The sequence below is a fragment of the Devosia sp. genome (assembly GCF_040509215.1).
GTDB lineage: Bacteria > Pseudomonadota > Alphaproteobacteria > Rhizobiales > Devosiaceae > Devosia.
This window is the reverse complement of record NZ_JBEVLL010000020.1, coordinates 1-17,498: the sequence shown is the minus strand read 5'-3', so window position 1 is coordinate 17,498 and position 17,498 is coordinate 1. Positions and strand designations below refer to the sequence as shown.

17 protein-coding genes and 1 tRNA gene are annotated in these 17,498 nt (G+C 61.9%); 6 read left to right on the top strand and 12 right to left on the bottom strand.

Going from position 1 to position 17,498, the window contains the following annotated elements:
• The 6 genes from ABW043_RS01030 to ABW043_RS01005 form a co-directional block, all read right to left on the bottom strand.
• On the bottom strand, positions 1 to 802 hold an 802-nt coding region (locus ABW043_RS01030; protein ID WP_353919387.1), incomplete at its 3' end, for an amidohydrolase.
• Positions 802 to 2,136 carry an LLM class flavin-dependent oxidoreductase gene (locus ABW043_RS01025; RefSeq protein ID WP_353919386.1) on the bottom strand — a complete coding sequence of 445 codons (1,335 nt, stop codon included), beginning with the start codon at positions 2,134 to 2,136 and terminating at the stop codon, positions 802 to 804. The genes ABW043_RS01030 and ABW043_RS01025, both read right to left, overlap by 1 nt.
• 17 nt (positions 2,137 to 2,153) lie before the next feature.
• On the bottom strand, positions 2,154 to 3,164 hold the full coding sequence (locus ABW043_RS01020; protein ID WP_353919385.1) for an MsnO8 family LLM class oxidoreductase: 1,011 nt from the start codon (positions 3,162 to 3,164) through the stop codon (positions 2,154 to 2,156).
• Between the two features lie 329 nt (positions 3,165 to 3,493).
• A tRNA-Arg gene (locus tag ABW043_RS01015) sits at positions 3,494 to 3,570 on the bottom strand.
• A gap of 122 nt (positions 3,571 to 3,692) precedes the next feature.
• Positions 3,693 to 5,120, bottom strand: a complete 1,428-nt coding sequence (locus tag ABW043_RS01010; RefSeq protein WP_353919384.1) for an ATP-binding protein — start codon at positions 5,118 to 5,120, stop codon at positions 3,693 to 3,695.
• A 48-nt stretch (positions 5,121 to 5,168) separates the two neighbouring features.
• The gene (locus ABW043_RS01005; RefSeq protein WP_353919383.1) at positions 5,169 to 6,557 is read right to left on the bottom strand and encodes an FAD-dependent oxidoreductase; all 1,389 of its coding nucleotides are present in this window, start codon (positions 6,555 to 6,557) and stop codon (positions 5,169 to 5,171) included.
• 229 nt (positions 6,558 to 6,786) lie between these two features.
• Between ABW043_RS01005 and rpmH the strand changes: the two genes are divergently transcribed.
• The 4 genes from rpmH to yihA all read left to right on the top strand — a co-directional run bounded on the left by rpmH (position 6,787) and on the right by yihA (position 9,915).
• A complete protein-coding gene (gene rpmH / locus ABW043_RS01000) occupies positions 6,787 to 6,921 on the top strand; it encodes a 50S ribosomal protein L34 (protein WP_035077916.1) in 135 nt (44 codons plus the stop codon).
• A gap of 13 nt (positions 6,922 to 6,934) precedes the next feature.
• Positions 6,935 to 7,354: a ribonuclease P protein component gene (rnpA, locus tag ABW043_RS00995; protein ID WP_353919382.1), complete on the top strand. Its 420-nt coding sequence runs from the start codon at positions 6,935 to 6,937 to the stop codon at positions 7,352 to 7,354.
• A complete protein-coding gene (gene yidC / locus ABW043_RS00990) occupies positions 7,351 to 9,192 on the top strand; it encodes a membrane protein insertase YidC (RefSeq protein WP_353919381.1) in 1,842 nt (613 codons plus the stop codon). Before rnpA ends, yidC begins: the two co-directional genes overlap by 4 nt.
• A gap of 69 nt (positions 9,193 to 9,261) precedes the next feature.
• On the top strand, positions 9,262 to 9,915 hold the full coding sequence (yihA, locus tag ABW043_RS00985) for a ribosome biogenesis GTP-binding protein YihA/YsxC (protein WP_353919380.1): 654 nt from the start codon (positions 9,262 to 9,264) through the stop codon (positions 9,913 to 9,915).
• Positions 9,916 to 9,971: 56 nt separating this feature from the next.
• Here yihA and ABW043_RS00980 read toward each other — a convergent pair whose 3' ends face one another.
• From ABW043_RS00980 to ABW043_RS00955, 6 genes are all read right to left on the bottom strand, one after another.
• Complete coding sequence (locus ABW043_RS00980; protein ID WP_353919379.1) at positions 9,972 to 11,912, bottom strand: methyl-accepting chemotaxis protein; 1,941 nt, start codon at positions 11,910 to 11,912, stop codon at positions 9,972 to 9,974.
• 74 nt (positions 11,913 to 11,986) lie between these two features.
• The gene (locus tag ABW043_RS00975) at positions 11,987 to 12,700 is read right to left on the bottom strand and encodes a type 1 glutamine amidotransferase (protein WP_353919378.1); all 714 of its coding nucleotides are present in this window, start codon (positions 12,698 to 12,700) and stop codon (positions 11,987 to 11,989) included.
• 91 nt (positions 12,701 to 12,791) lie between these two features.
• A complete protein-coding gene (msrB, locus tag ABW043_RS00970; protein ID WP_353919377.1) occupies positions 12,792 to 13,286 on the bottom strand; it encodes a peptide-methionine (R)-S-oxide reductase MsrB in 495 nt (164 codons plus the stop codon).
• A 123-nt stretch (positions 13,287 to 13,409) separates the two neighbouring features.
• A complete protein-coding gene (locus ABW043_RS00965; RefSeq protein ID WP_353919376.1) occupies positions 13,410 to 13,973 on the bottom strand; it encodes a fasciclin domain-containing protein in 564 nt (187 codons plus the stop codon).
• A gap of 301 nt (positions 13,974 to 14,274) precedes the next feature.
• Entirely contained in the window at positions 14,275 to 14,976 is a 702-nt protein-coding gene (locus ABW043_RS00960; protein WP_353919375.1) for an anti-sigma factor, read from the bottom strand.
• Entirely contained in the window at positions 14,973 to 15,518 is a 546-nt protein-coding gene (locus tag ABW043_RS00955) for a sigma-70 family RNA polymerase sigma factor (RefSeq protein ID WP_353919388.1), read from the bottom strand. The genes ABW043_RS00960 and ABW043_RS00955 overlap by 4 nt, the downstream gene beginning before the upstream one ends.
• Positions 15,519 to 15,713: 195 nt before the next feature.
• Here ABW043_RS00955 and argB point away from each other — a divergent pair, with 195 nt between their 5' ends.
• Together argB and ABW043_RS00945 are read left to right on the top strand one after the other, a co-directional pair.
• The gene (gene argB, locus ABW043_RS00950; RefSeq protein ID WP_353919374.1) at positions 15,714 to 16,616 is read left to right on the top strand and encodes an acetylglutamate kinase; all 903 of its coding nucleotides are present in this window, start codon (positions 15,714 to 15,716) and stop codon (positions 16,614 to 16,616) included.
• Between the two features lie 86 nt (positions 16,617 to 16,702).
• Complete coding sequence (locus ABW043_RS00945) at positions 16,703 to 17,488, top strand: sulfite exporter TauE/SafE family protein (protein WP_353919373.1); 786 nt, start codon at positions 16,703 to 16,705, stop codon at positions 17,486 to 17,488.
• Positions 17,489 to 17,498 lie beyond the last annotated feature (10 nt).

Below are 17,498 nucleotides of genomic sequence, written 5' to 3'. Positions count from 1 at the left end.
CCTGACGCACGGTTTCGTTGAACGAGCGCACCGTCAGTTGCAGCTCGACGCTGTCGGGAATGACATTGGGCAGGCTGCCGCCATGAATGCTCCCCACGGTGACGACTGCAGCTTCGAGCGGATCGACATTGCGGGAAACCACAGTCTGCAACGCCAGTACGAGGCTTGCCGCGATCACCACTGGGTCGATCGAGAGATGGGGCTTGGCGCCGTGCCCTCCCCTGCCCTGGATGCGGATGATGGCCATGTCGACCGAGGCCATGGCCGGGCCCGCGAGGAAGGCGAACTGACCAGCAGGAATGCCCGGCCAATTGTGCAGCCCGAACACGGCATCGACCGGAAAGCGCTCGAACAGGCCATCCTTGATCATGGTTCTCGCGCCCCCGCCGATCTCTTCGGCTGGCTGGAAGATCAGCCTGACTGTTCCGGAGAAATTGCGTGTCGAAGCCAGTTGCTGCGCTGCCGCGAGGAGGATGGTCGTGTGTCCGTCATGGCCGCAGGCGTGCATCTTGCCCGCATTGAGGCTGGCATAGTCGAGACCGGTCACTTCTTCGATCGGCAAGGCATCCATGTCTGCGCGCAGCCCGATGATGCCCTCGCCTGGCCCCACCTTGAGCGTGCCGACGACACCTGTGCCGCCAATGCCGGTTGCGACCTCATAGCCCCAGTCGTTGAGATAGCTGGCGACGAGAGCGCTGGTTTCGTGCTCGGCATAGGCCAGTTCCGGCCTTGTGTGGAGATAGCGGCGAAGGGAGGTAAAATCCTCCGCCGTTTCGGGCCGGATCGGCGCGATGTAACTCATCAACCCGCCGCCTTTTCCTGCGGCAGCGCATGGCGGCTTTCGCGGAACGGCAGGCCAAGATGATCGCGCAGCGTGCTGCCGATCTGCTCGCGACTGTGGCGGCCGCGCTTTTCCAGAATAGGCAGCACGTGCTGGTCGAAATCCTGCCAACCCTGTGCCGAAACCGGGAAGCCGAGAACAAAGCCATCGGCAGCGCCGGTATCGACCCATTCTTCGATCTTGTCGGCGATCTTTTCCGGTGTGCCCTGGAATTCGCTACGCTGCGTCGTCTGTTCCAGCGCCACCTCGCGAAGCGACTGACCCTTTTCCTTCGCCCGCGCCTTGATCCTATCGGTGCCCGACTGGAAATTGTTGCGACCGATATCGCCGAGCTCGGGGAACGGCGCATCGAGATCGTACTGGCTGAAATCGTGGTGGTCGAAGAAGCGACCAAGATAGTGCAGCGCCTCTGTGACGTTCACGAGGCCGGCAATCTCCTGGTATTTGCGCTCAACCTCTTCATCCGTCGAGCCGACGATGATACCGACACCGGGCAGCACCTTGATGGCATCGGCGCCACGGCCATGGGCCACCGCGCTCTGCTTGAGCTTTTGCGTCAGGACGCGATTTTCTTCGATCGAGGTCGAGTTGGCGAAAACCGCATCGGCATGACGGCCGGCAAGTTCGATTCCGGCCGGCGAGCCACCCGCCTGGAACAGCACGGTCTGTCCCTGCGGCGAGCGCTGGATGTTGAGCGGACCTTCCGCCGAATGGAATTTTCCGTTGAAGTTGAGGCGATGCAGCTTCTCGAAATCGGCAAACCGCCCGGTCGAGCGATCGCGCACAAAGGCGTCGTCGTCCCAGCTGTCCCAAAGACCTTTGACGATCTCGATATGCTCTCCGGCAATCTCATAGCGAAGCGCATGATCGGGATGCTGCACGCGGCCATAATTTTTGGCCGAGCCTTCGAGCGGCGAGGTCACAGCGTTCCAGCCGGCGCGACCATTGCTGAGTAGGTCGATGGACCCGAACTGGCGGGCGACCGTGAACGGGTCGCTGTAGGAGGTCGACAGCGTACCGACGAGGCCAATAGTGCTGGTGGTCGCGGCCAGGGCCGACAGCAGCGCGATCGGCTCGAACCGGTTGAGGAAGTGCGGGATCGATTGCTCGTTGATGTAAAGTCCGTCAGCCACGAACGCGAAAGCGATGCCGGCAGCTTCAGCTTTCTTGGTCTGGTCGAGCAGGAACTGGAAGTTGACCGAGGCATCGGCCGGGCCGCTCGGATGCTTCCAGGCATTCATGTGACCACCCGGGCCATGCAGCATCAAGCCAAAGGGAATGCGGTTCTTGGTCATGGTCTGTCTCCGAGGGATCAGGCGGAAAGGGCTGTTGGGGAGGCGACGGCATCGCGCGCCGCGGCAATCAGGCCAATGGCCTCAAGGCGGCTGTCACCGGGATTGAAAAGGTCTAGAATGAACTCATCGACGCCGTATTGGTGGGCCAGCGCGTCGAGAGCGGCGACGATGTCATGGCCGTCGCCGGCCAGCACATTGGCCTTGCGCTTCTCTACCGTGAAATCGGTGACGCCGGCCTGACGTGCATATTCGGCTGCCTGGGCCTCGCTGCCAACGGTCACACTCTGCCCGCCCGGAATGGTCACGCGGAAGGGCGTGAAGCCGGCTGCGGTCTCGCGCGCCTTGCTGCCATCCTTGTCGACGATGGCTGCCAGCGCCACCACGGGCGTCCGGTGTGCGAGATCACGATAGGTGGAGATCGCCGAAGCGAGGGCAACATCATCGCCATTCAGGTGACGGGCGAAAACGAACTCCCAACCCAGCGATGCCGCCAGCTCCGCACTCTCGACGCTAGCGCCGAGGAGGAATCGTTCACTTTCGCCTGCCGGCGCGGGCGTCGCCGCAAGACCCTCGACCCGATCGCCTGTGCCCTGGCCGAGATAGGCATTGAACTCGCGCAGTTGCGTCGCAAAATCCGTCCGACGCTCCGGGTCACGTCCTGCCTGCAGCGCCCTGGTGGAAAGCGGCAGCCCACCCGGCGCCTTGCCGATACCGATATCGATGCGGCCGGGCGCAAGGCTTTCAAGCAGGTTGAAATTCTCGGCAATCTTGTAGGGGCTATAGTGCTGCAGCATGACCCCGCCTGACCCCACACGGATGGTCTTGGTCGATGTCGCCAGCGCGGCAATCAGGATTTCGGGCGATGAACTGGCGAGTTCAGGGCTGTTATGGTGCTCCGCAACCCAAAACCGATGAAACCCCAGCGCCTCGGCCCGCTGCGCATACGCGATCGAGCGTCGCAATGCTGCATTCGCGGATTCGCCCTGAGCGATCGGGCTCTTGTCGAGAAGGCTGAGGCGATACGTCATGTGTGGTCCCCTTGAAAGAGGACGTCAGCATAAGTCTACTATTTTTATAGATAAATAGACGAGCGAGCTCGAAAGCCGACATTGGCAAGTCTTTTTCTGTTCCTTGGACCGGCACAAGGTGGCGTGTTTGCCCGCTCGGCAAGCCGGGAAACATTCTGCCTCAAACCAGCGCAATCAAGAGCATGCGACCGCGACCCCGAGAGTGAGAGGGATAGGAGTCGTGTGGAGATGTGGGAGGCGATTGGGACGACTGAGCGAAACAGGAGTCGAGTTGCTCAAGCGGCCGATGCGCCGTGAGCGTCAAACAATTTTAGTGGTAAAAAGAGAAATGGCGCGCCCGAAGAGATTCGAACTCCTGACCCCCAGATTCGTAGTCTGGTGCTCTATCCAGCTGAGCTACGGGCGCGCATACCGCCTAGTGGCGGCGGGCATTCGGTGTTGAGCGGGTCGCTCTTCCGAAGCGAGGCAACCCATATAGCGGTGTTCCGCGCATTGCAAGCGTGTGACAAAAGCTTTTTGCGTTTCAACTCAAAGGCTGTGAATATCTTTTGGCAAGGTCAGCGAGAAGCGCGTACCCGGCTGCTCAATATCCACGTGGCGCAGAGTGCCACCATTGGCTTCAGTCAATTCGCGGGCAATGGCGAGGCCCAGGCCCGTACCGCCCGCCCGCGCCGAACCCTCGAACGCCACAAAGAGATTGTCCCGCGCACGCGGCGGCAGGCCGGGTCCGTTGTCGGTCACGTCAAGCGTCGCAACCGCGCCTTCGGCGCTCGCGGTCACATCAATGCGATGCTCGCCCGGCTTCTGGCTGGCCTCAAGCGCCTCTCGGGCATTCTTGAGAAGATTGACGAGAACACGTGTCATTTGGCCAACGTCGGCATAGACGACCAAATCCTCGGGTACGGAGGCCGAGAAGACCACACTCGGATGTCCGACGAGATGGGCCTCGAAGGCGGCATCCTCAACGAGGGCCTTCAAGCTGACCGGCGTCGGCTGCGGCACGCTGGCGGCCTCGCGGCCATAGTCGAGCACCGATTGGGCAAAGCCAATGGCGCGATCAAGCGTCGTCACGAGGCGAGGCGCGAGACGCTGCACTTTTGGATCGTCCAGCGTCGCCACCTGGTCGGACAGCAATTGCGCCGAGGTCAGCGTATTCCTCAAGTCATGATTGATCTTGGCGACAGCCAGCCCGAGATCAGCGAGGTGCCGCTGTTGGCGCAACATGGCAAAGAGTTCGCTCTCCATGGCGGACAGCTCGCGCTCCAGCGTGCCGATCTCGTCGGCGCGCTGCGTCGGCGCCAGAATCAGGGTGGCGTTCTCCGGCGCCTTGCGGAATCGCAGAATATTGCTGGTCAGTCTTTGCACCGGCAGAATGAAGAGCCGGCTCACCAGCATGTAGAGTGCAAAAGCCGTGACCGCCGCGATGCCGAGGGAGGCCAGCACGATATTGCGCGAATAATCGATCATGTCGCTGCGCAGCGGGCGCTCGGGCATGAGAATTTCAATAAGGCTCTCGTCTAGATCACCCTCGCCGACGATGCGCAGGGTGCGCCCCGGCCCGGCAAAGAGCGTATCGAGCGCACCGACGATGAGGCTCGGCAGATCGCGTTGGCGCATGTCGGCGGTAACAACACGTTCCGGGGTCACCGGCTCGGCGAGTTCGATGAGCTGGCTCTGCCCGGCGCGGCGATAGACGATGGCGTGCGCCCCCGCGGAGGTCAGCAGGCGATCCGTCAGGTTGCGCGGCAGCGCCATGACATCGGGCACAGCATCAAGCACGCGCGCCGCCACGATACCGACGCGGAGCCGGTCGTCGAGCCACGAAGCCCGGAATGTAGCGAGCGAAGGCAGGTAGACGATGATTTCGACGAGCAGAATCACCGCGATGATGGCGGCGATCAGTTTGTTCGAAAGGCCGGAGAACCGGCCAGGTGTGACATTGGATTCGTCTGTCATCGCGACTCGATCATAGGAGATGACAGGCCCAGGCGTCAGCCCCTTGGCCTAAAGCCCCAGCCGGCGCCGAAGCGCCCCGCGGCCCTGCCCCTTAGTCGATACGTTTTGGGCGGCCAGATAGTTCTCTCCCAGACGCGAAAAAACCTCGAACAGGCTGGGCCTTGGCAGCGGCAGATCGGCGAGGTCCGCTAGTCCCACCTTGCGACTCATGGCGAGAGCGAGCGTTCCGGCCAGTTCTGCTGCAAGCGGATCGACTATGCTGGCGCGCTGGATCTGCCCCTTCCCGTCGAGCGTCAGCTTTACGAGTCCGCGGTCGTTGCCCATGGCGGCGGCACGATCGTTTTCCGCCAGGTTTTCCCGCAGGATCGTATCGCCTGCACTGGCTCGAGAAGGGCGCGGCGCGAGCGGCCCGATCTCGGCAATAGCGGGTTCTGTCTCGATGAGCCGGGGAACCGGAAACTCCGCACTACTGCGCCGCTGGCCCAATAGGGCGCCAACAACGGCACGTCCGTGTGCCCGCGCAGCGCTCCAGTCTCTGTGGCCCGCCGCAATTCCCACAGGCCCAATGGTGCGGGAGGAGGTCGCGCCCGGCCTCAACCGCGCCTTGGCAATATCGAGTTCCTCAAGATCAGCCTTGCGGCCAGCCGACACAAGAACGTGTGAGGCATCGAGCGCCTCGCTCGTGCCGCCCTCGACTGCGATATCGACACCGATTCCTTGCGAGCGCCGCTTGATGGCAACGACGCGCGCCCCGATCCGAACCGACACACCTTCCTCCGCAAATGCTGCGAGCAGCAGCGAGACGGCTTCAGGATCGAACTCGGGCAAAAGCGGGCCATTGGGCACAAGCGTCACCGCCGCACCAAGACGGCGCTGCAATTGTGCCTGCTCGAGCGCCGCGGCGTCCGAGCCGATAATGACGAGATGGGTCAGCTTGCGCTGATTATCAAGGATCGAATCTACCGTAAAAGCGTCGATGTCACCGAGCCCCGGCACATCAGGGATAACAGGCATGCCGCCGATGGCGATGATGATCTTGCTAGGCTTGATGGTGAGGTCGCCGACCAGCAAGGAGCGTCCATCTACAAAACTGACGGCGCCACGCATAACCGTGACGCCCTGCGCAGTCAGAATCTCGGGCGAGGTCGCCCGGATGCGATTCTCGACCAAACGCGTTGCCCGCTCGCCCACCTGCTTGGCGGAAAGCTTGAATTCAGAGGCCCCAACGCCGAGTTCGGGCGCGCGCCTCATATCCTGCGCCCGCTTGGCACTCTGGACCAGCGACGCCATGCGCAGCGCCTGTTGGGCAGCATCACCCGGCTCGGGTCGATCGCGATCCGCCAGAACGACGCTGGCGCCAAGGCGACGCGCATAAAGAGCCAGATCGACACCGAGCGTCCCGGCACCGATTATGCAAAGGTCAGGAGATGTGGACACGAGCCAGATTCCGCGGCGGGCTAACAATGGTCCACTTATGCTGGCATATAGAAGGTCTGACAACAGGCTGGAAAGCACAAGCTTGGGGCCCATCGCGCGTTGACTTGCCCTATGCTTTTCCCTATAGACGCCACGAACAAAGCTGGCGCGCCCTGCCCGTCGGCCGGACAAGTTTATGCGCGTAATGCGCCAGCAATAGAGGAACCGTGCATCTGCGCGGTTGAAAGTCATGAAGCGTACTTATCAGCCCAGCAAGCTCGTGCGTGCTCGTCGTCACGGTTTCCGTGCTCGTATGGCCACCAAGGACGGCCGTGCGATTCTGAACCGTCGTCGTCGCGACGGCCGCAAGAAGCTCTCGGCCTAAGGCTGTTGGCCGGATGACGGCCGACGCACAAAAGGTCGCGACATTGCGCCGTCTCCGGCGGCGCTCGCAGTTTTTGAGGGCAGCCCGGGGCAATCGCGCCGGGCGCTCTGCGTTTGGGCTGCAGGTAATTGCGGCCGAAGACGAATTGCCCGGCGTGGGCTTCACCGTCACCAAGAAGGTGGGCAATTCGCCGGAGCGCAACCGCATGAAGCGCCGATTGCGTGCCGCTGCGGCAGCATGTGCCGATGACTTTCGGCCCGGCCACGACTATGTGCTGTTGGCAAGGCGCGAGGCCCTGAGCCGACCCTTTGCCAAAATGATCAAAGACCTCAACGGTCTCATCGCCAAAGTCCATGACACAAATGTGCATGACACAAAGGCGGATGATAATCGGACAGGGACCGGGCGTGGCCCACGGAACGCGACACCATGAATTCTGATAATCGCAATGTGATTCTCGCCGTCGTACTCAGCATGATCGTGCTGTTCGGCTGGCAGTTCTTCGTTGCCGGGCCGCAGCTCGAACGTCAGCAGCGGCAGAACGAGATTGTTGCCCAGCAGCAGGCCGAGCAGGCAGCCCTCGCGGTGCCCGCCACCACTGCCGACGGCACGCAGCCCGCCGCCGCGACAGACCAGCCATTGTCCTCGCAGACTTTTGCGGACCGCGACACAGCCATTGCCGCCTCCAACCGCGTCGCCATCGATACCGAAGACCTTGCCGGCTCGATCAACCTGACTGGCGCGCGCATCGACGACCTGCGTCTCGAAAAGTATCGCGAAACTGTCGATCCTGATTCCCCGATCATCACCCTGCTCAGCCCATCGGGCGCGCCGGGCGGTTATTATGTCGAACACGGCTGGGCTCCGGCTGCCGGCGCTACGACCGCCCTGCCCGATGCCAACTCGGTTTGGGCCCTCGAAGGCGACGCCACCACGCTGACCGCCGCCACCCCGGTGACGCTGCGCTACGACAATGGCCAGGGCCTGATTTTCCGTCGCACCATCGCGCTCGATGAGCACTACCTCTTCACCATCACCCAGACCGTCGAAAATACCGGTTCGGGCGATGTGGCCCTATTCCCCTATGCCCGCGTCGTTCGCCAGGGCACCCCGCCGGTGCAGAACTTCTTCATCCAGCATGAAGGCCCGATCGGCGTTCTGGGCTCCAACAACTACGTCGCCCGCAAGTACCACGACCTCCAGAACGAGCGTCAGGTCGATTTCCCCTCGACCAGCGGCTGGCTCGGCATTGCCGACAAGTATTGGGCGACTGCCGTCCTGCCCCAGCCCGATGCCAGCATCAATGCGCGCTTTGCCTATACGAGCCAGGGCACGACGCCGATCTACCAGACCAATTATGTCGAGACCCAGCCTGTCGTCGTTCCGGCCGGTGGCACGGCGAGCGTCGAAAGCTTCGTCTTTGCCGGCGCCAAGGAAGACCGCGTCATCACCGCCTATCAGACAGAGCACGGCTTTGATCGTCTTGAGCTGCTGATCGACTGGGGCTGGTTCCACTTCCTCACCAAGCCGATGCACTGGCTGCTGGTGACGCTCTATGGGCTCCTGGGCAATTTCGGCCTTGCGGTTCTCGCCGTGACCGTGATCGTCAAGGCCATCTTCTTCCCGCTCGCCAACCGTTCCTACGCCTCCATGGCCGCCATGCGCCGCGTGCAGCCGGAAATGAAGGCGATCCAGGAACGCCTCAAGGAAGACCGTCCGGCCCAGCAACAGGCCATGATGGAGCTGTACAAGAAGGAAAAGATCAATCCGCTCTCGGGTTGCTGGCCGATCCTTATCCAGATCCCCGTCTTCTTCGCGCTCTATACGGTTATCTTCATCTCCATCGAGATGCGCCACGCCCCGTTCTTCGGCTGGATTCAGGATCTGGCCGCGCCCGATCCGACGAACATCTTCACCCTGTTCGGCCTGATCCCGTGGAATCCGATGGCACTGCCCTTCATTGGCTCGTTCCTGCATCTCGGCATCTGGCCGTTGATCATGGGCGTCACCATGTGGGTGCAGATGAAGCTCAACCCGCCGCCGCCGGATCCGACCCAGGCGATGATCTTCAACTGGATGCCGGTGATCTTCACCTTCATGCTCGGCGCTTTCCCGGCCGGCCTCGTGATCTACTGGGCCTGGAACAACACCCTGTCGGTGACCCAGCAGTGGTTCATCATGAAGCGCCACGGGGCCGAGGTGAACCTGTTTGGCAATATTCTCGACAGCTTCCGCAAGAAGCCCAAGCCGGCAGAAAATTCGAAGAGCTAACGAAATTCCCGCACCATTCGGGGCCCGCTGGAGAACCCAGCGGGCCTTGTCTTTGAGGCCGAGGACCACATGACCGAAATCGATTATCCAACCGACCTCATCGAACGCGGCCGCCTGCTGTTTGCGCGCCCGATTCTCTTCACCAAGGGCTGCGTCAGCCTCGCCGACCTGCCGCCCATGGATCGCGTCGAGATCGCCTTTGCTGGCCGCTCCAATGTCGGCAAATCGAGCCTCATCAACGCGCTTTGCGGCACGTCCAATCTGGCGCGCACGTCCAACACACCGGGCCGCACGCAGGAACTCAACATCTTTGAGAGCCAGAGCGAAAACCTGCGCATCGTCGACATGCCGGGCTATGGCTATGCCAAGGCGCCGGAGCCCAAGGTCAAGGCCTGGACCAAGCTGGTCCATCAGTACCTCGTGGGTCGCGCGACCCTGCGCCGCGTCTATGTGCTCATCGACAGCCGCCACGGCCCCAAGGACAATGACATCAGCGTCATGAACGAGCTGGACCACGCGGCCGTAAGCTATCAGGTTGTGCTCACCAAGGCCGACAAGCCCAATTCCGAAGACGTCGAAAAAGCGCTGGAAGCCACGCGCTGGCAGATCGCCAAGCGTCCCGCAGCCCATCCACATGTTCTCCTCACTTCGAGCGAGAAGGGCACGGGCATCAAGGACCTACGGACCGAAATCGCCATGCTGCTCGCAAGCAGCGGCACCTAAAACAAAGGCGCATCCCACCGGATGCGCCTTTTTTTCTTTGTCTCTATTCTTTCCGATCAGGCGGCGTAACGCGCCTGAACCCGGGCGGCGCCCAGTTCGAACACGGCAACAATCTCGTCGAGCTCAGCGGCCTGGTTTTCCGTCTGCTCGATGGCTGCATTGGTCTCTTCCACCAGTGCCGCATTGTGCTGGGTAATCTCGTCCATCTGGCGCACCGCCGTGCTGACTTCCCCAATGGCGATGGCCTGCGAACGGCTGGCCTCGGCGATTTCGCCGATCAGCTTGGCGCTCTCGCGCACCGAGAGGTTGAGCGTCGAAATCTGCTCGGCGATCTGCATCACCACCTGCGTGCCGGCGTGGACCTCGCCGGCCGAGATTTCGATCAATTGCTTGATCTCGGCTGAGGCTTCGGCGGCGGACTGGGCGAGACGCCGCACTTCCACGGCCACCACAGCAAAGCCCTTGCCCGCCTCCCCTGCCCGCGCCGCTTCCACCGAGGCGTTGAGGGCCAGGAGGTTGGTCTGGAAGGCAATATCGTCGATCATGCCAATAATATTGGAGATTTTCGACGATGAGGTCGAAATCTGCTCCATTGCCTTGTTGGCTGCCTCCATGGCTGAGCCGCTTTCGACAGCAATGCGCGACGCGTTGCCCACGGACCGGTCGGCCTCCTGGGCGCGATGGGCATTCTCGGTGACGGTGCTGGAGAGGCTCGAAACCGTCGACGTTGTCTGCTGCACCATGGCCGCTTGCCGGCTGGTGCGTTCCGCCAGATCATTGGAGCCAGCCAGGATTTCGCCAGTGGCGGTCTTGAGCCGGTGCGAGGTTTCCTGCAGACGCCCCATGACGTCGGTCAGGCGATCGGCGACGGCGTTGGTATTGTCCTGCAGGTCGGCGAAAGCGCCTTGGAACTTCCCGCTCACGCGCTGGCTGAGGTCAGCCTTGGCCAGTGCCGAAAGCACCCGACCGGTACCCGTAAGGCCCTTGTCGACGGCGTCGAGCAGCGCGTTGACCTCGCCGGCAAGGCTCTTGAGTTCTTCCTGGGAATAATCGGCCGCGACACGGCGGCTCAATTGGCCAGCCATGACGGCGTGGATCGTCTCCTTGAGATCGTCGGTCAACCGGTCCGATGCGCGGCGGCGATGGCCACTTTCGGCATTGCGCTGCTTGTCGGCATTCTCAAGCGCAGCCTGCTCGATCAGTGCGCCACGGAAACTGGAGAACGCGTCGAACATGACGGTCAGTTCGTCCTGCACCTTCTGAACCGGAATATCGACCTCGGTATTGCCCTTGGCCAGTTCGCCAGTGATCGTGACGAGCTGGTTAAGGCGCGCCGAAACCACCTTGCGGAAGAACAGGAACACGGTGAAGCACCCCGAAGCCGCGCCGACGCCGGCAAGGATCAGCGTGATGATGGCGAAGCTCTGTGCCCCCGCCAGACGAGTCAGCCCTTCCTGCATGTCATCGAAAACCGACTTCTCAAGCGCCGTGGCTTCGACGATGACGCTGTCATAAGCGGCGTCGAATGCGGCATCGGCAGCAGACCCCGCGCCCTCGTCGGCCTTGCCGAGATTGGCGTAGCGCTGCTCTGCGGCCGCGCGGAAATCCGCCAGCGCCTGCAAGACCTTGGGGCCTGCAGCCTGCACCGCGGGATCCTCGGAAGCGAAGTAGACGGCGCCCGAAATATCGTCGCCCTGTTCGATCGCCGCGAGATAGGCTTCGGCGGAGTCGAGATGGGCCCAGACATTGGCGACGTCTTCGCTGGCATCGCCCATCATGATCTCTTCGAAGTAGAGATGGGCGGCGGTCGAGTTCAGCTTGATCTCCATGGCCGCCTTGACGTGCGGCGACAGGTGCGCGCCGACCTCATTGCCCCGGTCGCCCAGGGATACGGCGGCGAGCAGCGCGAGGCCGCCGAGTGCTGCGACGACGACACCGAAGCCGAGAAAGACGATGACAAGTTTTTTGGTGATCGAGAACCGGCTGAAGCGGAACATTGGGGAGACCTGGGGCGGGATTTATTGCCCCCAGCCTCCCCGATCTTGGTTAATGCCGCCTTGATTCCTGCGGGTTACGCGCTAATTCCGCGAAAGAACTTGCCGATATAGTCGGCCATTTGATCGCTGTCAGAGCTTTGCGCAAAAGAAGCGACGCCTTGCTCGACGACCTCCTCCGGCGCGCGGCCGCGGCGCAGTTCCACGAGCGCCAAGGCATAGTCGTCGTGGAATTCGGGGTGGGGTTGAAAACTTAAAGCCTTGCCGGACTTGTAGAAAAGCCCGGCGTTGGGCGTAAAGTCGGACGCCAGGATCACCTCGGCTTCGTTTGGCGGTACGATCACCTGGTCCTGATGCGAACAGGCGATGGAGAGAGTTTCGGGAGCGCCGGCCATGAAATCGGGACGGTTGGCGACGCGGTAGGCGTGGCGGCCGAGACCCCAGCCTTTCTCGGACTTCCGGACATCGCCACCCAGCGCATCGGCCATGATCTGGTGGCCGAAACAGATGCCAAGCATGGGGGTTTTGGCCTCATAGGCGCGGCGAATGAACTCGCGCAGCGGCGGCAGCCAGTCGTGATCCTCGTAAACGCCGGCCGGCGAACCGGTGATAACGATGCCCTCTAAGCGTGTGGGATCGGGTAACAGACTGTTCCCATATGCCGTCACCGCCTCGTAGCTAAAGCCATTCCCGGTGCCGTCGAACATGCGTTCGAACATGGAAGGGTATGGACCGAAATCGTCGCGAAGCGGTTCGGGGACATCCCCGGTCTGGATGATGGTGAGGCGCATGTGAATCTGACGTCCGAGAGGTTGGTCACACCTATCGAAATTTGCGGTCAAAGATCAACACCAGGCGCCTCAACCCAGCCATGTTGCCGTCTCAGGCGGCGACGAATGCGAGCGACACGCCATTGATGCAATAGCGCAGGCCCGTCGGCGCCGGCCCGTCGTTGAAGACGTGCCCCTGATGCCCACCGCAATTGCTGCAATGGACCTCGGTGCGGACCATGCCGAGCGTACTGTCCTCGGTGGAGCCGATGGCGCCGGGAACAAAGTCCCAGAAGCTCGGCCAACCAGTGCCGCTGTCGAACTTCTTTTCAGATTCGAAGAGGACCTGGTCGCAGCCGGCGCAATGGAACTTGCCGGCCCTATGCTCGTCATTGAGCGGGGAGGTAAAGGGGCGCTCGGTGGCTTCGTGGCGAAGGACATCGTAGGAGGCCGGATCGAGCTTGGCCTTCCACTCCTCGTCGGTGAGCTTGAACGGAAAATCGCCCTCGGCAGCGCGCGGCTGGCTCGGAGAGCGAAAGAGCGAAAAGGCCGAGAGCACGGCTACGGCCGAACTGCCCAAGAGAACTGCGCGTCGGGTAAGCTGCATTGTCTTTGTCTCCCTGACCCCCAGCATAGACCAATCCGGAATGAACTTTCCTCAAGAATACGAGAGGCCCCGCCCGGGGGAAGCGGAGCCTCATGACCTCATTCGGCGGGATGCCGAAGAAGGTTACATCTTCGGGGTCAGGACCGCGTCGATGACGTGGATGACGCCGTTGGACTGGATCACGTCGGCAATGGTGACATTGGCGACGGTGCCGTTTTCGTCGGTGATGGTCACCTTGCCGTCAGCGGCCTTGAGGGTGAGCTTGCAGCCACCGACAGTGTCAGCGACGTGTTCGCCACCATCAGCTTCGACCATGCCCACGATGTCGGTCGAGAGCGCCTTGGCTGCGATGACATGACAGGTCAGGATCTTGGTCAGCATGTCCTTGTTTTCAGGCTTCAGCAGGTTCTCGACGGTGCCGGCCGGAAGAGCGGCGAAGGCTTCGTTGGTCGGGGCGAGAACAGTGAAGGGGCCCGGGCCGGAGAGGGTTTCAACGAGACCAGCGGCCTGGACGGCTGCAACCAGGGTCGTGTGATCGGCCGAGTTAACGGCGTTTTCGACGATATTCTTGTCGGCAAACATGGCCGCGCCGCCAACCATCGGATTGTCCTGGGCAAAAACGGAGCCCGACAAGGCGCCAAAGGACAGAATGGCGGCGACGGATACGGCGCGCAGGGAAATGGTCATTTGAGAGTTCCTTCCTGTTATTATTTCGTGCCCGATCAATCGCGGGTCACAGGGAGGTACGGAGGGGTTGCGGCACGAGTTTCAGGATTTTGCGCGGTATATTTTTCGCGAATTTTGAAACTGATTGGGGCCGAGCTTCGTATGCGCGGGCGTCAACGCTCTCAACCGACAAACGTCATCCCCGGGCTTGACCCGAGGACACGTCACTCACGATGCAGGGCAAAGTACAACACCCTCGGGCAAGCCCGAGGGTGACGGCCCGCGCGATGGCGCAGGCGCTTCGTAGAGATCAAAAGCTAACCTAAATCTTCGTGACCGCGCCCTGTGCCACGATCGGACCGGTGGGAACACCCGCAGGGGCGCCGCCCTTGGGTTCGAGGGTGACCGCCAGCACGGAGCCTTCGCCCCAGCCGGAACGAACCGCATCCGAGAGTTCGACCGTCGTGCGTGCATTGATCGGCACGACGCCCATGGAGATGGGCGAGCCACCACCCTGGATGGCCCAGAGCTCGTAGTCGTTATTGGGCAAGGTGGCGCCGGAAAGCGCCGTCAGCCGGACAGCACCGGACCCATCGTAAAGGGCGAGGAACTGCACGTCGCTGCCTTCTGCCTGCAGCGCTGCCACGAGCTGATTGGCAAGAGCCGAGGAGTCAGGGCTTGGCTGCAGGACGGAAAAGCCGACGGCGACCGCCGCAACAGCAAGGGCACCGGCCGCAACAGAGCGCCAGAGCGCCAGGCTATCCCACCAGGATGCGCGCTTTTCTGCCCCGAAAAGCCGGGTCTCGATTTTAGGAAGGATGTTCGCAGGCGGCGCCACCGGCTCGAACTGCTCGTCGAGCCCGGAAAAGTGGCTGGCCCAGAAATCATGCTCACGCTGCAGCATGGTATCGGCTGCAATCCGCCTGCCCACCGCCTCATGGGCGGCCGGGTCGAGCAAGCCCAAGACATATTCCGCGATAACCGCGCGGTGTCCGTCCCCATCTTGTTTGTCTTGCTCGCTCATGACGTCAGGCACTCTTTCAACTTTGCAAGGCTTCGCCGCAGCCAGGTCCGCATCGTATTGAGCGGCACCGAGTGGCGTTGAGCCAGTTCTTCGTAGCTGAAACCATCGAGATAGGCCCCCCGCACCGCATCGGCGCGATCCGGCTCAAGCGTACCAAGACAATTCGCGATCCGCGCGCTGTCTTCGGCCTGCTCTACCTGTCGCTCGGGACTGGGACCCAGATCGGCAATATCGAGGGCTGCATCAATGTCTTCGCTCACCGGCCGTTTGACGCGCACTTTGTCCAGTGCATGATTGCGGGCAACGGCAACAAGCCAACTGATCGGACTATATTGGCCGGCCACGTAGCGGTCGGCCTTCTGCCAGATCTTGATGTAGATTTCCTGGATCGCTTCCTCGGTTTCGGCTCTGTCCCTCAAGATACGGAGGGCCACTCCGAAAAGTTTCGCGCTCGTTCTTGTGTAAAGCTGGCGAAAAGCGCCGCGGTCACGCAGGGCGCAACGGGCGATCAGATCCGCAATTTCGCTTGTATCCGCTTGCATTGCCATGGGTCTGAATAGAGCCTCCCGGTTCCCTCTTGCCGACATATTCCCCTATGTCTGGCATTCCTGCTACGCAAATCGGGGAGAAACAGATCAACGGCCATGATTTTGTCGCGGCAGGTCATTTATAGACAGGACAAAATGGACTAGACCCTTTGCCCGTCCGAAGGTCTTCTTGAGGAAACCACACCGCCCATGTCTGACCAAGAAACGACGACCGACCGCTTCAGCCACGATGCCGGCATTCTCGCCCAGGCCCTGCCCTATATGCAGCGCTACGAGGGCAAGACCGTCGTCGTGAAATACGGTGGCCATGCCATGGGCGATCTCAAGCTCGGCCAGGCCTTTGCCCGCGATATCGCGCTGCTCAAGCAGTCCAAGGTCAACCCCATCGTCGTGCACGGCGGCGGGCCGCAGATCGCCTCGATGCTGAAGAACCTCGGGATCGAATCCAAGTTCGAAGGCGGCCTTCGCGTCACCGACGCGCGGACCATGGAAGTGGTCGAGATGGTTCTGGCCGGCTCGATCAACAAGGAAATCGTCGCGCTGATCAATGCCGAAGGCGAATGGGCCATCGGCCTCTGCGGCAAGGACGGCAACATGGTTTTCGCCCGCAAGGCGGAAAAGAAGGTCAAGGATCCCGGCTCGAACATCGAGCGCGTGCTCGATCTCGGCTTTGTCGGCGAACCCGTTGAAGTCGACCGTACCCTCCTCGACCTGCTGGCCCGTTCGGAAATGATTCCGGTCATTGCCCCGGTCGCTCCGGGTCGCGACGGCAATACCTACAATATCAATGCCGATACCTTTGCCGGCGCCATTGCCGGCTCGCTCGGCGCCAAGCGCCTGCTGTTCCTGACCGACGTGCCGGGTGTTCTCGACCGCGACGGCAAGCTCATTCCCGAGCTCAGCGTCGCCGATGCCAAAGCGCTCATCGCCGACGGCACGATTTCGGGCGGCATGATCCCCAAGGTCGAAACCTGCCTCGAAGCCCTCGACAGCGGCGTAGAAGGCGTCGTGATCCTCAACGGCAAGATGCCCCACGTCGTCTTGGTCGAGCTCTTCACCGAATTTGGTGCCGGCACGCTGATCGTTCGCTGATCTGCATATCGTCACTGTCTTAGAAAGGCCGGAACCCGTTCATGTCGAACGTGTTTCGGCCTTTGTCATTTAGTTTGTGAGGCGTCTTGGGCTCTGAGTTCCTAATCTTCGCGCTGGTCGGCTTTCTCGCGCAGATCGTCGACGGCGCCCTGGGCATGGCCTATGGCGTTATCAGTTCCACCATGCTGCTCTCCTTCGGGGTTCCGCCCGCTGCAGCCTCGGCCAGCGTCCACGCTGCCGAGATGTTCACCACCGCCGCCTCGGCCACGAGCCATGTCCGCAATCGCAATGTGAACTGGAAGCTGTTCTGGCGACTGGCGCCGGCCGGCATCGTGGGCGGCGTGCTCGGCACTTATGTGCTGACCGCCATCGACGGCGCCGTGCTCCGCCCCTTCGTCACCGTCTATCTCGGACTGCTCGGGGTGTTCATTCTCTATCGGGCCCTGCGCGTCCGTGGAGCCTACAAGGAGCCGAGGACCCAGATTGTTCTCCCGCTCGGCGTTGCCGGAGGCTTTGTCGACGCTGCCGGTGGTGGCGGCTGGGGGCCGATCGTGACCTCGAGCCTGATCGGCTCGGGTGGCGCACCGCGCTATATCGTCGGGACGGTCAACACGGTCGAGTTCTTCGTGACCACGGCGGTTTCGGTTGCCTTCATCACCGCGCTGGTGACGGGGCACTGGAGCGATGCCGAAGGGATCGACCAGCATCTTTGGTCGGTCGCGGGTTTGGTTGTCGGCGGCATCGTCGCTGCTCCGCTGGCCGGCTTTGTCGTGCGCGTACTGCCTGCCAAGCGGCTGATGCTGCTCGTGGGCACTCTGGTGATTGCGCTGGCCGGCTATCAGACCTGGGAATTGCTCTTCAAGTCCGCATGAGAAAAGGGCC